Raw genomic sequence first — 14,570 nt, 5'->3', positions numbered from 1 at the left:
CCTGACCTGGGATTTTTGTGCGCCATCAGGGACTCGAACCCCGAACCCGCTGATTAAGAGTCAGCTGCTCTGCCAATTGAGCTAATGGCGCTCGTCACTCCGGAGCGTCGGTCTCGATCGCTCGGGGCCGCTCTCCGGTGCGGAAGAAACATTAACAGGCCGAGGGCCGGAAAGTGAAATCGAACGCTGACCTGCGGCTATGAACCGGCGTGTCGGTGTTAACGCGGCGAGGTCCGGCGTTGATCTATCCAGTGCGACGCGCACCGTGTCGCGGCCAAGATCGATTGGACCACTACCACATGGCTGGCAGAATGGCCGGGGAAGACGACCTCGGCAGGCCCGCGGTGCGGTCTGATTCGAGGATCGGCGGCGCGGTCTGCGCCGGGACGGAAACGGGGTTGAGTATGAGAACGGATCGGAGGCGACATCGGTCGCTGCGCACGCTCATCGCGCCGTTGGCGCTGATCGCGGTGCTGGGCATGGTGGTCTCGGCGTGCACGTCGGCGGACGCGACGGACTCGTCGGTGGCGATCGACCGCAATCCGATCACCGAGCTCATCAAGCCGAAGCTGGTTTCGGATATTTCCGACGGCGATGTGGGGGTATCGCCGGCCATGCCGATGACCTTCGGGGTCGAGGACGGCACCCTCACCGATGTGAGCTTGGTCAATGATCAGGGCTATCAGGTGCAGGGCCGGCTCGCCGAGGACGGTGGGTCCTGGGAGACCACGGAAGCCTTGGGGTACGGAAAGACCTATCGGCTGTCCGCCCGGGCGCTCGGGCTCGGTGGTTCGAACACCACGAACCTGAGCTTCACCACGAGTTCGCCGGACAACCAGACCAAGCCGTATCTCATCCCCGGCGAGGGCGAGGTGGTCGGCGTGGGCCAGCCGGTGGCGATCCAGTTCGACGAGAACATCCCGGACCGGCGGGCCGCGCAGGAGGCGATCACGATCACCACCGAGCCCGCGGTGGAGGGTGCCTTCTACTGGGTGAACAACCGTGAGGTGCGGTGGCGTCCGGAGCATTTCTGGGCGCCGGGTACGAAGGTGACCGTCGATGTGAACGTCTACGGCAAGGATCTCGGCAGCGGCCTCTACGGGCAGGACGACATCCACTCCTTCTTCACCATCGGTGATGCGGTGATCTTCACTGCAGACGACAACACCAAGCAGGTGACGGTGGAGAAGAACGGTGAGGTCGTCCGGACGATGCCGACCTCGATGGGTAAGAACGACACGCCGACCGACAACGGGATCTACATCATCGCGGACAAGCATCGCGAGATCGTGATGGATTCCTCGACCTACGGGGTTCCGGTCGATTCGGCCGACGGCTACCGCACCGATGTCGAGTTCGCGACCCGGATGTCCTACAGCGGCATCTTCTTCCACTCGGCACCGTGGTCGCTGGGGGCGCAGGGGTACACGAACACCAGTCACGGCTGCCTGAACTTGAGTCCGGCCGATGCGCAATGGGTCTTCCAGAACGCCAAGCGCGGTGATATCGCCATCGTGAAGAACACGGTCGGTGGCACGTTGTCGCCGGTGGACGGGCTGGGCGACTGGAACATGCCGTGGGAGCAGTGGAAGGCCGGAAACGCCGACATCGCGTAGCTGCGGCTGATCGAGACGGCAGGGCCGGGGTCACCTCACGAGAGGTGACCCCGGCCCTGTTCGTCGGTGGCCTACTGGCCGCTGGTGATGGGTGGGGTGCTGCCGATCGGCGGCGGCACGCTGCTGCAGTCCATCATCGCCTCGCCGGCGAGTGCCACCGCGCTGCCGAGTGCTCCGCAGATCAGCCGTTCGCCGGTGATCAGTTCGAACAGGCTGGGGCCGGAGCCGGTGGAGGCCGAACCGGTCGATTCCGAGCCTCCGGTGAAACCGAGCTGGGCATCGGAACTGCCCGAGCTGACGGAGCCGGAGGTGGATGCGGTGTCGGAGGTCGGGTCGTTCGCCGCGGGCTCAGCGTATTCGAGCGGAAGTCCGCGGGTGGTTGCGGCGGCGACCCCCGGCACGGCTGAGGTGCTGAGGGCGGCGGCGAGGACGGCCACCGCGACGGTGGAACGCTTCATCAAGTCGTCTTTCGGTCAGTCCAACTGTGGCGCGGATGTGTTGGTGGTCGCAGTCTACGGAGCGAAATGGCGGTTCGTCCGCGATATCGGACGCACGTTCAGTTTCGGGTGGCGAGCGTCGGGTGTGGGATCGGTCACGCGGATGCATGTCGGGCCACCCCGGCGGACCTACAGCTCGTTCTCCAGCACCGTGCGCAACCGGGTCATCGTGCTCTTCCAGCCGCGTTCCATGGCATTGCGGGCCATCTTCTGCCGGCGGTCGTCGATATCGAAACCGGTCTGGGTCAGCAGCAGCCGGGTGCCGTGGCCCTGGCTGCGCACCGTCCAGTCGACCACCCAGCGGGCCGGTCGGTCGGCACGCAGGTCCACCCAGGTGAAGGTGAGCTGCTCGCCGGGCCGCGCGGCCAGGACCTCGCAGGCGATCTCCGCGGTCGGCTCCGTCGGCACCGTGAGGATGAAATGCGTTCCGACCGACGGCTCGAACCCCACCGACCGCATCAGCCACCGCTCCAGTAGGTCCGGCTCGGTCAGAGCCCGCCACACCACTTCCGGCGGTCGGCCGAAGTAGCTGCCGATCTCGACTGCGGCCGGATCCAGTCCGGGATCAGGTGTCGCTGACATGAATTCGACCCTACTCACGCCCACCGTCGACATCGAGGATCATCGCCGCGACCGCACACCATGGGCGGCACCGCCGCCGAACTGCGGCCCGCAGCGTGTTCGAAGAAGGGGACGGCCGACGTGAAATAGCCGCGGCGACACCGCTCCGGGGTCATGTGCCCAGAACCCGGACGGATAGACGCCGGCTCCGTCCGGACGCGAAGCCGGCACCGGCCGCCGACATGTTTCGGCGTACCGACGAGAGCGTGTCGGAACCCGGCGGGGCGGCAGCACTCATACACTCACGCGGGATTTCGTGGGCCGGTGCGAATTGTGAGGTGTGTGGTGGGCGTGCTGAGCACTCTGGTGCGGGTTGTGGCCGTGGTGGCGACTGCGTCCGGTGCGGTGGTGGCGGGCACCGGCTCTGCGGCCGCGGCGGCGCCGGGGGAGGTGATCTCGGTGGCCGGGCAGCCGGCGGGGTGGCACGGGATGGCGCGCGGGTCGGTCGTCGAGTATTGGATGACCGGATCGGACGGTTCGCCGCAGCCCGCCAGCGGGGCCCTGTTTCTGCCGGAGGGCACGCCACCGCCCGGTGGCTGGCCGATCGTCGCGTGGGATCACGGCACCAGCGGGCTCGGCCCGCGCTGCGGCGGGCAGGCCGATCCGTCCGGATACCCGTACCCCGACGACCTCGCGATCGACGACGAACGGCTCCGGCGAGTGGTGGAGCGCGGTTTCGCCGTGGTCGCGCCCGACTATCTCGGTCTCGGCACGTTCGATACCGGGCCGCATCCGTATCTCGAGCTGCGGACCGAGGCCACCGCGACCATCGATCTCGTCCGGGCGGCGCGGGCGGTGCAGCCGGACCTGTCCCGGACCTGGGCGGCCTTCGGCGCCTCGCAGGGCGGGCATGCGGCATTGGGGGCCGGACATCTGCAGGCGAGTTATGCGCCCGAACTCGACTTCCGGGGCACTATCGCCGTGGATCCGGCCTCGGACGTGGAGAAGGTGATGCCGCTGGCCGGGCCGGCCATCCCGGAATCGGTGACCGAGGGCGGTGCGATGACCTTCTTCGTCAGCATTCTGGCCGGGCTGCGTGCGGCGCGCCCCGCTCTCGACGTCGACAGCTACCTGACACCTGCCGGACGTACCGTGCTCGACCGGATCGGTGATCGGTGCTCCGACTTCATCCACGAGCAGGTAGACGAGCTCAGTATCGGCGACATTCTGGCGAAGCCGCTGTCGGACGACCGGATCCGCGCCGGCTACACCGAGTACCTCGAACTCCCGGTCACCGGCTACGACGCGCCGATACTTCTGCTGGTCAACGTCACCGACACCACGGTGCCCTCGCCTCTGCATGCGGCGCTGATCGCGCAGTTCGTGGCGAACGGTGTCGACTTCGCCACCGTGCTCGGCACCGGGACGCACACGCAGCTGAATCCGCAGATGTGGGCCGCGGTCGATGACTTCCTGAACCGGATCACCGCCGAGCCGACCCGGCGCTGAGGCAGCGCGGTTCCGAATTCGTCGAGTGTGCCTCGGCTCGGAGACGCCGCTGGCCGGGCCCTGTGAACAGGAACCCGGCCAGCGGCTCTTCGGGGTGACCGACGGGACTCGAACCCGCGACAGCCAGGATCACAACCTGGTGCTCTACCAACTGAACTACGGTCACCATCGCCGGTGAATCACCGGCGCCGTCGATACTAGCGTGTCGAGGGCGCTACTCCCTAATCGGCAGGTCGGAGGCATGTTCGGACACGGCCTCGGCGGCTGCGGCGATATCGGTGCCGGACGGACCGGGCTGCGGGACGAAGGCCGTCCGGCGGTAGTACTCGAGCTCCCGGATGGATTCCTTGATGTCGGCCAGGGCGCGATGCGACAGGCCCTTCTCCGGCTGTCCGAAGTAGATTCGCGGGTACCAGCGGCGGCACAGCTCCTTGATCGAGCTCACATCGACCATGCGGTAGTGCAGATGGGCATCGAGGGCAGGCATATCGCGGGCGATGAAGCCACGGTCGGTGGCGATGGAATTGCCGCACAGCGGCACGGTCCGCTCGTTGGGCGCGTACTCGCGGATGTAGTCGAGCACCTGCTGTTCGGCCTCGGCGACGGTGACGGTGGACCGCCGGACCTCCTCGGTGAGTCCCGACTTCGCATGCATTTCGGCGACCACCGGTGGCATCGCCGCCAGCGCCTCGTCCTCGGCGTGGATCACGATGTCCACACCGTCACCGAGAACATTGAGTTCGCTGTCGGTGACGAGCGCGGCCACCTCGATCAGCTTGTCGGTGTCCAGGCGCAGCCCGGTCATCTCACAATCCATCCACACCAGCAGTTTCTCGCTCACCCGGCCACCCTAGCCTGCGGCGGGACCGGCACCGGCCACCGTCGGCGATTCGGCTTCCGAGGAGTTCCGGGGTGGCAGCCGCCCGGCCGTCGAGGCACCCTCGGGGCAGGCCCTCGATACGGTCGGGGCGGCGCTCATGCGGCCGGCACCCGGCGGGGATATCGTTTGCCGGAAGGATTCCGCAGGCTTTTCGGTGCGACACGATCGACACGGAGGACGCGCGAATGACCACACCTCAGGAGAAGGCGGCCGCCGCGAGGAAGGCGGCGGAGGAAGCGGCTCGGGTCGCTGCCGACGCCGCGGCGGCTGCGGAGGCCGCCGAACGCGAGGCGCAGCTCGCGACCGCGGCGGCGGAGACCGAGGAGGTCGGTATGGCGGCCGAGGCCCTCGAATCCGAGGGTGAGGATTCGGCGGCACAGCGCATCGCTGCCGGGTATGCCGTATCCGGGCCGGGGCTGGAACTCGGCACGGTGGTGATCGATGGTGAGGTGGATCCTGCAGCGTCCGTGCGGATCCCGCTGCGCATGACGAACCGGCACGGCCTGATCGCCGGCGCCACCGGAACCGGGAAGACCAAGACGGTGCAGGCGCTGACCGAGCAGCTGTCCGCGGCCGGCGTTCCGGTGGTGGTCGCCGATATCAAGGGTGATCTGTCCGGGTTGAGCGAACCGAGTGCGGGCGGCGAAGCGTTGGCGACCCGTGCGGCGCAGACCGGTGTCGACGACTGGTCACCGGAGGGCTTCCCGGTGGAGTTCGTCTCGCTCGGCACCGACGGAATCGGGTTGCCGGTGCGGGCCACCATCACCTCCTTCGGGCCGATCCTGCTCAGCAAGGTGCTCGGACTCAACGCCACCCAGGAATCCACCCTCGGCCTGATCTTCCACTGGGCCGATCAGCACGGGCTGGCACTGCTGGATCTGAAGGACCTGCGGGCCGTCATCACGCACCTCACCAGCCCCGAGGGCAAGGACGACCTGAAAGGGATCGGCGGCGTGTCCTCGGCCACCGCCGGGGTGATCCTGCGCGCCTTGGTGAACCTGGAGGCCGACGGGGGCGACACCTTCTTCGGTGAACCGGAGTTCGACCCGGCCGACCTGCTGCGCACCAGCGGGGAACGGGGTGTGATCACCCTGTTCGAACTGGGCAGTCAGGCGACGCGCCCGGCATTGTTCTCCACCTTCCTGATGTGGGTGCTCGCCGAGCTGTTCCAGACACTGCCGGAACTGGGCGACCCCGACAAGCCGGAGCTCGTGTTCATCTTCGACGAGGCCCACCTGCTCTTCGCGGACGCTTCGAAGGCGTTCCTGGAGCAGGTGGAACAGACCGTCAAGTTGATTCGCTCCAAGGGGGTCGGGGTGTTCTTCTGCACCCAACTGCCCACCGATGTTCCCAATGCGGTGCTGTCCCAGCTCGGTGCCCGGGTGCAGCATGCGCTGCGCGCCTTCACCCCGGACGACCAGCAGGCACTGGCCAAGACCGTCCGCACCTACCCGAAGACGGAGGACTACGACCTGGCGGAGGCGTTGACCACGCTCGGGACCGGTGAAGCGATCGTGACCGTGCTGTCCGAGAAGGGGGCACCCACCCCGGTCGCCTGGACCCGGATCGTGCCGCCGCGATCCCTGATGGACACGATCGGCAACGATGCGATCCGCTCACGTACCCTGTCGAGTCCGCTGCAGGGCAAGTACGGGCAGACCGTGGACCGGGAATCCGCCTACGAGATGCTGGCCGCCCAGATGGCCGCCACCGCACCGGAGCCGGCCCCGGCCGAGCCGGGCCGCGGTCCGGAGCCGGAGCAGGACTCGGCGGCGGAGCGGATCATGAACAACCCCGCCGTGCGGAACTTTCTCCGGTCCGCGGCCTCGGCGGCGGGGCGGGAGATCAGCCGCAGCCTGTTCGGGACCCGGCGGCGTCGCTAGCGAGCGGTTCGGTTGCGCTGTTCGCACACAACCGGCCTCAGATGTGCCGATGCGGAGCCGATTGTGTGCGATCAGCGCAGTGTCAGCCGCCGAGTTTCTTGTAGAAGGCCCCGGCGATCGGCGAGGTCATCGCGCGCGGCCCGTACTGGCCGGCGACGCTCATGCCCTTGCTGATCAGGCCGGGCACCACCCGCATCTTGTTGCGGGCGAGCGCGTCGACCGACACCCGGGCGGTCTGTTCCGATGACACCCACATGAAGTCGGGAACCAGCTTGTCGACGATCGAGGCGTCCTCGGGGGCGGGGGTCTCGGTGCGGACCGGACCCGGGGCCAGCAGGGTGACGCTGACGCCGGAGCCCTTGAGCTCGCCGCGCAGCGATTCGCTGAAGGTGTTGGCGAACGCCTTGGACGCCGCGTAGGTGGCGTTGTTCGGAATGGGCATGTTGCCGGCCGCGGAGCCGCTGATCAGGATGCCGCCGGCGCCGCGCTTCAGCATGCCCGGCAGGACGGCCAGGGTGAGGTCGTGCACCGCGACGGTGTTGAGCTCGAGCTGGGTGCGTTCGTAATCGAAGTCGAGGTCGGCGACGGCCCCGAAAGTGGCCACGCCGGCGTTGTTGCAGAGGATGGCGATATCGCGCATCGACAGTTCGTCCACCAGCGCCTGGCGTTGTTCCCGGTCGGCGAGGTCCACGGCCCGCACCTCGGCGGTGATGCCGTGTGCGAGGGTCAGCCGCTGGGCCAGCTCGGTGAGGACCTCACCACGCCGGGCCACCAGGATCAGCGAATAGCCGCGAGCGGCGAGTTCGGCGGCCAGGGCGGTGCCGATACCGGAGGAGGCGCCGGTGACGACGGCGCGATTGTCGGAAGTGGGGGAGGGCAGGCTCACGCCGTCGAGCCTAGAACAGCCCACCGCCACCGAGCGAGGGCGACCGCCGACGCCACCTCGGTATGGGCGCCTCGGTCACCGATCGGAGCGGGCGAGCAGTCCCGCCACGCCCATGGCCAGCCCGGCGGCGATTTCGAAAACTGCCGCGAACCAGGAGAAGCCGTTGACCCGGGCCGAGGCCGGGGCGTCGATGAAGCTGTCGCTGAGCGGGCCGAACCAGTCCGGCAGCAGATGGACGACGGTGAAACCGGCCGCACTCGCGAAGCCGACGACGGTGGCAGCGAGCGATGCCCAGCGATGCCGGGTGAACACCAGCACGATGGTGACGACGGCCGCCGCGGTCTGGAGGGCCCCCAATGTCATCACGAGTGTCGAGATGACCTCCATGCCGCGGCGGAGATGGTCGGCACCGTGCACCAGCAGCGCGACGGCGAAGACCGCGGTGGTGACCCGGAGTGTGGTGTCGGGGGCGGCGATGGTTCGGTCCATGGCGATGCCTTCCCGCCATGGGCTTCTCGACCGGTAACCCATGGCTACTACACTCGATAGTAGACGGGGGTCGTGGCTGGGCGCAGCGCTTTGGCCGATCGAGTGGCGGGGCCGGCGTGTTGCCGGCCCCGGCCGCACTCCTACAGCTCGGCGGCCAGCCGGGTGCCCTGGTCGATGGCGCGCTTGGCATCCAGTTCGGCCGCCAGTTCGGCGCCACCGATCAGGTGCACGTCGACACCGGCACGGCGCAGCGGCTCGACGAGGTCGCGCACCGATTCCTGACCGGCGCAGATCACGACGTTGTCGACCTCGATGGTGCGCGGGTTCTCCCGCTTCTCGCCGAAGCTGATGTGCAGGCCCGCATCGTCGATGCGTTCGTAGTTGACGCCGCCGACCTTCTCGACGCCCTTGGCCTTCAGTGCGGCGCGGTGCACCCAGCCGCTGGTCTTGCCCAGCCCCTTGCCGAACGAGGTGGTCTTGCGCTGCAGCAGCACGACATCGCGCGCGGCCGGAGCCGGGCGTGGGGTGGTGAGCTGGCCGGGGACCTGCTCGTCCTCGGAATCGACGCCCCACTCCTGCTTCCACTCGTCGAGCTTGAGGGTGGGGTGGCCTTCGACGGTGAGGTATTCGCTGACGTCGAAGCCGATGCCTCCGGCGCCGATCACCGCCACTCGCTTGCCGACCGGCTTCTCCTCCTTCACCAGTTCGGCATAGGAGAGCACCATCGGATGGTCGATGCCGGGGATGTTCGGGATCCGCGGGCGGACACCGGTGGCGACCACCACCGAGTCGTAGCCACCGGCGAGCAGTTCCTCGGCGTCGACTCGCTTGTTCAGGGTGAGGTTCACGCCGGTGAGCTCGATCTTGCGGCGGAAGTACCGGATCGATTCGTCGAATTCCTCTTTGCCGGGGATCCGGCGGGCGATATCGAACTGGCCGCCGATGGTCGAGTCGGCCTCGAACAGGTCGACCCGGTGGCCGCGGTCGGCGAGGTTCACTGCGGCGGACAGACCGGCCGGACCGGCGCCGACGACGGCGATGCGCTTGGTGCGGCGGGTCGGCAGCAATTGCAGGGTGGTCTCACGTCCGGCGCGCGGGTTGACCAGACAGGACACCTTCTTGTTGACGAAGGCGTGATCCAGGCAGGCTTGGTTGCAGGCGATACAGGTGTTGATCTCGTCGGCGCGGTCCTCGGCGGCCTTGTTCGCCCACTCCGCATCGGCGAGCATCGGCCGGGCCAGTGAGACCAGTGCGGCATCGCCGCGGGTCAGGATCTCCTCGGCCACCTCGGGCATGTTGATCCGGTTCGAGGCACAGACCGGGATGTTCACCCGCTGCGCGATCTTGGCGGTGAACTCCACGAACGCCGCCCGCGGCACCGAGGTCACGATGGTCGGCACCCGCGCTTCGTGCCAGCCGATATCGGTGTTGAGAATGTCGACCCCGACGGCTTCGAGTTCGTGGGCGAGGGCGACGATCTCGTCGAAGCTCTGGCCCTTCTCCACCAGTTCGGCCATCGACAGCCGGAACACGATGATGAAGTCGGCACCGACGGCGGCGCGGATCCGGCGGGCGATCTCGACGGCGATCCGGCGCCGGTTCTCCGGGCTGCCGCCCCATTTGTCGGTGCGCTTGTTCACCCGGGGAGCGAGGAACTGGTTGATGAAATAGCCTTCACCGCCCATGATCTCGCAGCCGTCGTAGCCGGCGAACTTCGCCAGCTCCGCACACCGGGCGTAGTCGTCGATGGTGCGTTCGATGCCCTTCGCCGACAGTGCCCGCGGTTTGAACGGGTTGATCGGCGCCTTGATCGCCGAGGCGGACACGCTGGTGGGCATGTACGAGTAGCGGCCGGCGTGCAGGATCTGAATGGCGATCTTGCCGCCCGCCTCGTGTACTGCCTTGGTGATGATCCGGTGCCGGTAGGCCTCGCTCTTGGTGGTGAGTTTGCCGCCGAACGGGGCCAGCCAGCCGGTGCGGTTGGGGGCGTAGCCGCCGGTGATGATGAGACCGGTGCCGCCCCGGGCCCGTTCGGCGAAGTAGGCGGCGAGTTTGCGGGTGTCCCACGGCCGGTCCTCGAGCCCGGTGTGCATGGAGCCCATCACCACCCGGTTGCGCAGGGTGGTGTGGCCGAGATCGAGGGGTTCGAACAGGCGGGGGTAGGCAGTCATGGGCTGGACCCTTCCGGGGTAGCGGGCTGTACTACGGGCGAAGTGCTGCAGCCCCGGTTGTCCAGGGCCTGCAGCACTTCGTCGCACCATTCGACGTGCCCCGTCTCCGTGCGGATGCCCGCGCGCAGGACGAGGTACTGGTGCAGGGCGGTCCCGGTGAGCTGATCCGGAACCGGAAAGTCCTTCTTCTCGATGAGCCGGTAGACGTCGAGGCGTTCGGCATGTAGATCGCGGTGTCGCGCGACCTCGGTGCACAGGGCTTCGATATCGCCGTGGGCGGCGCCGCGGATCTTCACGCCCAGTTCGTTGCGGGCGGTTTCGAGCGCCGTGGGTGCTGCGATCCAGCGGGCCAGTTCGGCATGGCCGGCCGGGCTCACCGAGTACACCTTCTTGTCCGGTCGTCCGTCCTGGGCGACCGCTTCGCTGGTGACCCAGCCGGACTCGGTCATCCGTTTGAGCACCCGGTAGATCTGCTGATGGGTGGCATTCCAGAAATAGCCGATGGACCGGTCGAAGCGCCGGGCCAGTTCGTAGCCCGAGCCCGCGCGTTCGCTCAGCGAGACCAGCAGTGCGTGCTCGAGTGCCATGGTCGCAGAATAGTCCGCACCGCCATGCTGTGCAACTAGGTGCATATGCACCTGGGTGCTTATGGCGTAGGTGGTGTCGATGGCGAGCCGAAACCCCGGCGGCCCATTACGCTGCCGTGCATGACCGAGGTGAACGCGCCCGCGGCAGTCGGCACCGCGACGCGGCGCACACAGGTGGTGTCCTGGGGGCTGTGGGACTGGGGTTCGGCCGCCTTCAATGCCGTGGTTCTGACCTTCGTATTCTCGGTGTACCTGACCGATACCGTCGGCGACGACTTGCCCGGCGGCATCTCCGCCAGCGCCTGGCTGGGCTGGGCCCTCGGGCTGGCCGGGCTGATCGTGGCGCTCACCGCGCCGGTCGCCGGACAGCGGTTCGACGCCGCCGGCACCCGCAAACGCTGGCTGGCGATCCTGACCGGGCTCACGGTCGTGGCGATGGCCTTGATGTTCTTCGTCCACGACGATCATCGGGAGCTGTGGCGCGGACTGGTGTTGCTGGCCTTCGCCGCCACCATCTTCGAACTGGCCAATGTGCCGTACAACGCGATGCTGCGGCAGGTGTCCACGCCGGCGACGGTCGGCCGGGTGTCCGGATTCGGCTGGGCGATGGGGTACTTCGGCGGCATCGTGCTGCTGCTGATCTGCTACTTCGGGTTCATCGCCGGTGACGGCGATACCCGCGGCCTGCTGGGGGTGCCGACCGACGACGGGCTCAACATCCGGCTGGTCGTGGTGCTGGCCGCGGTGTGGTTCGCCGGATTCGCGTTGCCGGTCTTCCTCGCCGTGCCCGAATTGCCGCGTACCGGCGCCGATCCCGGTGCCGAACGCGCCGGTTTCGTGGACTCCTACCGAGTCCTGTGGCGCGACGTGCGGCAGCTGTGGGACGCCGACCGGCATGCAGTCTGGTATCTGCTGGCCAGTGCCGTCTTCCGGGACGGTCTGGCCGGTGTGTTCACCTTCGGGGCGGTGCTCGCCGTCGCGGTGTACGGGTTCTCCGATGCCGACGTACTGCTGTTCGGTATCGCGGCCAATGTGGTGGCCGCGCTGGGGGCGGTGCTCGCCGGCCGGATCGACGACCGGGTCGGGCCGAAACCGGTGATCGTGGCCTCGCTGCTCGGGATGATCGCCTGCGGCCTGGTGCTGCTGGTCGTCTCCGGCTCGCTGATGTTCTGGATCTTCGGCCTGGCTCTGACGGTGTTCGTCGGCCCGGCGCAGGCCTCGGCCCGGTCCTTCCTGGTGCGGCTCGCACCGCCGGGCCGGGAGGGGCAGTTCTTCGGTCTCTACACCACCACCGGGCGCGCGGTGTCCTTCCTGGCACCCGGCCTGTTCGGCCTGTTCGTCTGGTTGTTCGGGGCGGACCGGGCCGGGATCGGTGGTCTGCTGGTGGTCCTGGGGGCCGGTCTGCTGGTGTTGCTGCCGGTGCGTGCACCGCGTCCGGTCTGATCGGTGTACACCTGTTCCGGCGCGGCTTCTTCGGCGACCGGAGAGCCGGACCACTGCCGCGCTGTCTGTGTCGCCCCGATGCGGGACCGCGTCGGGCATCGGAGCCGGTAGGCCCGGTCGGTGGCGTGCTGTCGTACCTGGTGTCAGTGCCGCCAGGCGCCGATGCCCAGGGCGATCAGGCGCATCTGCATCACGGTGCGGGTGACGACGGCCGACTCCTCGCGTGGCGCGGCGTCGACGAAGGCGGAGATACCGTCGGTGACGGTGGTGACGAGCAGGTCGGCGGCGATTTCCAGCTCGGTCGGACTCCAGGAGTCCAGCGCCGGTAGCCGGGACAGGTCCGCGACGATCTCGCGCACGATCAGCTGCATCTCCATGGCGATGGCCTGCCGCAGCGGTGCGGAGCCGCCGTGGCGTTCGCGGATCAGGAAGCCGAACAGGGCCCGTTTGGCACGCACTTGATCGAAGACGAACTGCACCGTCTCGGCCACCTGCGCGTCGGGCTTGCGCCGGACTTCGCGCAGGGCCAGGCGCAGGGCGGTGACCCCCTCGTCGACGAGGGTGGCGCCGAGGTCGTCCAGCGAGGCGAAGTGGCGGTAGAACGCGGTCGGCACGATGCCGGCCGAGCGGGCGATCTCACGCAGGCTGAGGGCGGCGAAACCGCGGTCGGCGGCGAGCGCCAGGGTGCCGTCCAGCAGTGCCTGCCGGGTGCGCTCCTTGCGCTCGTTTCGGGTTGCTGCCTGCTCGCTCATCACGGTGAGCATACATCCGTTCACCATTACCGCTTCCCTGGATATGTAGTCCGAGTCACAACGATGCCGGTTGACATGGGCGGTGGTGCATCCGGCACACTGAATGAGTGTACAGGCGTGCACTGAAATCGGAACTCGGGATGCGCGCCGACAGAATCACTCGCAGAGGGGCAGACCGCATGGTGGGACTCATCGACCTGGTGCAGACGTTGACGACGCCGCACCCGCTGGACCGCTACCTGGAGCTGGTCAGTCCGACACTGACCGCCCGGGACATGCGGGCCGAGATCACCCACGTCTCGCATGCGGTACCTGGTTCGGTCACCCTCACCCTGCGGGCGACCCGGCAGTGGCGGGGCCACACCGCGGGCCAGTACGTGCAGATCGGTGTGGTGATCGGCGGGGTCCGCCACACCCGGTGCTATTCGCCGATCGACGCCGAACGCAGCGACGACCGGTATCTGCAGCTCACCGTCAAGGCGCACCCCGGTGGCCTGGTGTCGAACTATCTGCACGATCACGCCGCACCCGGCATGGTCGTCGATCTCGAGCCGGCGGCGGGGGTGTTCCACCTACCGGCGCAGCGGCCGGACAAGGTGCTGCTGATCAGTGGCGGCAGCGGGATCACTCCGGTGCTGTCGATGCTGCGCACGCTGGTTGCCGAGCAGTTCCGCGGCGAGGTGACCTTCCTGCACTACGCCCGGCAGCCGGAACTGGTGCCGCACCGGGCCGAACTGATCGCCCTCGGCGAGCTGCGCCCGAACATCCGTGTCGAGTTCCGCTACCCGGTGGAGCCGGGCACGGTGGTCGACGGGCAGCCGTCACCGGGTTCCGGGTTCTTCGACCGCGAGGAACTCCTGCGGGTAGCGCCCTGGTACGCCGACGCCCAGACCTATGTCTGCGGTCCGGGTCCGCTGATGCGCACGGTGCGCGAGTTGTTCGATGCCGAAGGGCTCGGCGATCGGGTGCACAGCGAAGAGTTCACGCTCACCACGATCCCGGCGGATCCGGCCGACGCCACCGGCACGGTCACCTTCTCCGGCAGCGCGGTCACCGCCGACAACACCGGCGCCACCCTGCTGGACCAGGCCGAGGCCGCGGGGCTGACGCCGGAGTACGGCTGCCGGATGGGGATCTGCTTCTCCTGCACCGCCGTCAAGCGCAGCGGATGCACCCGCAATGTGCGGACCGGGGAACTCGACGCCGATCCCGACCAGTCCATCCAGATCTGTGTCAACGCGCCGGTCGGCGACGTCGACATCGAGATCTGAGCCAGCGATACGACCAGCGCCGACC

Annotated in this window: 13 protein-coding genes and 2 tRNA genes; 5 read left to right on the top strand and 10 right to left on the bottom strand. The window is 68.2% G+C overall.

Annotation, left to right across the window (positions count from 1 at the left end; all coding sequences use genetic code 11):
* Positions 1-18 precede the first annotated feature (18 nt).
* Positions 19-91 (bottom strand) — tRNA-Lys (locus AC1HFH_RS20715).
* A gap of 313 nt (positions 92-404) precedes the next feature.
* Here AC1HFH_RS20715 and AC1HFH_RS20710 point away from each other — a divergent pair.
* Positions 405-1,616 carry a L,D-transpeptidase gene (locus AC1HFH_RS20710; protein WP_480244444.1) on the top strand — a complete coding sequence of 404 codons (1,212 nt, stop codon included), beginning with the start codon at positions 405-407 and terminating at the stop codon, positions 1,614-1,616.
* A 71-nt stretch (positions 1,617-1,687) separates the two neighbouring features.
* On the opposite strand, the gene AC1HFH_RS20705 is transcribed toward AC1HFH_RS20710, so the two are convergent.
* Positions 1,688-2,074: a hypothetical protein gene (locus tag AC1HFH_RS20705; protein WP_480244443.1), complete on the bottom strand. Its 387-nt coding sequence runs from the start codon at positions 2,072-2,074 to the stop codon at positions 1,688-1,690.
* Positions 2,075-2,242: 168 nt separating this feature from the next.
* Complete coding sequence (locus tag AC1HFH_RS20700) at positions 2,243-2,695, bottom strand: SRPBCC family protein (RefSeq protein WP_480244442.1); 453 nt, start codon at positions 2,693-2,695, stop codon at positions 2,243-2,245.
* 324 nt (positions 2,696-3,019) lie between these two features.
* On the opposite strand from AC1HFH_RS20700, the gene AC1HFH_RS20695 reads away from it, so the two are divergent.
* Positions 3,020-4,183, top strand: a complete 1,164-nt coding sequence (locus AC1HFH_RS20695) for a lipase family protein (RefSeq protein WP_480247924.1) — start codon at positions 3,020-3,022, stop codon at positions 4,181-4,183.
* A gap of 93 nt (positions 4,184-4,276) precedes the next feature.
* Here the strand turns inward: AC1HFH_RS20695 and AC1HFH_RS20690 are convergent.
* Together AC1HFH_RS20690 and orn are read right to left on the bottom strand one after the other, a co-directional pair.
* A tRNA-His gene (locus AC1HFH_RS20690) sits at positions 4,277-4,349 on the bottom strand.
* Positions 4,350-4,397: 48 nt separating this feature from the next.
* Complete coding sequence (gene orn, locus AC1HFH_RS20685) at positions 4,398-5,000, bottom strand: oligoribonuclease (RefSeq protein WP_480247923.1); 603 nt, start codon at positions 4,998-5,000, stop codon at positions 4,398-4,400.
* A 248-nt stretch (positions 5,001-5,248) separates the two neighbouring features.
* Between orn and AC1HFH_RS20680 the strand changes: the two genes are divergently transcribed.
* Positions 5,249-6,946, top strand: a complete 1,698-nt coding sequence (locus AC1HFH_RS20680) for a helicase HerA-like domain-containing protein (protein ID WP_480244441.1) — start codon at positions 5,249-5,251, stop codon at positions 6,944-6,946.
* Between the two features lie 82 nt (positions 6,947-7,028).
* Here the strand turns inward: AC1HFH_RS20680 and cmrA are convergent, their stop codons facing one another.
* From cmrA to AC1HFH_RS20660, 4 genes are all read right to left on the bottom strand, one after another.
* The gene (cmrA, locus tag AC1HFH_RS20675) at positions 7,029-7,832 is read right to left on the bottom strand and encodes a mycolate reductase (protein ID WP_480244440.1); all 804 of its coding nucleotides are present in this window, start codon (positions 7,830-7,832) and stop codon (positions 7,029-7,031) included.
* A 75-nt stretch (positions 7,833-7,907) separates the two neighbouring features.
* Positions 7,908-8,321: a hypothetical protein gene (locus AC1HFH_RS20670; RefSeq protein WP_480244439.1), complete on the bottom strand. Its 414-nt coding sequence runs from the start codon at positions 8,319-8,321 to the stop codon at positions 7,908-7,910.
* A 140-nt stretch (positions 8,322-8,461) separates the two neighbouring features.
* Positions 8,462-10,492: a 2,4-dienoyl-CoA reductase FMN-binding domain-containing protein gene (locus tag AC1HFH_RS20665; RefSeq protein WP_480244438.1), complete on the bottom strand. Its 2,031-nt coding sequence runs from the start codon at positions 10,490-10,492 to the stop codon at positions 8,462-8,464.
* Entirely contained in the window at positions 10,489-11,079 is a 591-nt protein-coding gene (locus tag AC1HFH_RS20660) for a PadR family transcriptional regulator (RefSeq protein ID WP_480244437.1), read from the bottom strand. The genes AC1HFH_RS20665 and AC1HFH_RS20660 overlap by 4 nt, the downstream gene beginning before the upstream one ends.
* Positions 11,080-11,199: 120 nt before the next feature.
* On the opposite strand from AC1HFH_RS20660, the gene AC1HFH_RS20655 reads away from it, so the two are divergent.
* Positions 11,200-12,522 carry an MFS transporter gene (locus AC1HFH_RS20655; protein WP_480244436.1) on the top strand — a complete coding sequence of 441 codons (1,323 nt, stop codon included), beginning with the start codon at positions 11,200-11,202 and terminating at the stop codon, positions 12,520-12,522.
* Between the two features lie 143 nt (positions 12,523-12,665).
* Here the strand turns inward: AC1HFH_RS20655 and AC1HFH_RS20650 are convergent, their stop codons facing one another.
* A complete protein-coding gene (locus AC1HFH_RS20650) occupies positions 12,666-13,274 on the bottom strand; it encodes a TetR family transcriptional regulator (protein WP_480244435.1) in 609 nt (202 codons plus the stop codon).
* 179 nt (positions 13,275-13,453) lie between these two features.
* Here AC1HFH_RS20650 and AC1HFH_RS20645 point away from each other — a divergent pair, with 179 nt between their 5' ends.
* The gene (locus AC1HFH_RS20645; protein ID WP_480244434.1) at positions 13,454-14,545 is read left to right on the top strand and encodes a ferredoxin reductase; all 1,092 of its coding nucleotides are present in this window, start codon (positions 13,454-13,456) and stop codon (positions 14,543-14,545) included.
* Positions 14,546-14,570: the final 25 nt, after the last annotated feature.

Source organism: Nocardia sp. KT25-26 (assembly GCF_056627695.1).
Note: the sequence above shows the minus strand (reverse complement) of the source record. Positions and strands in the feature narration are given on the sequence as shown.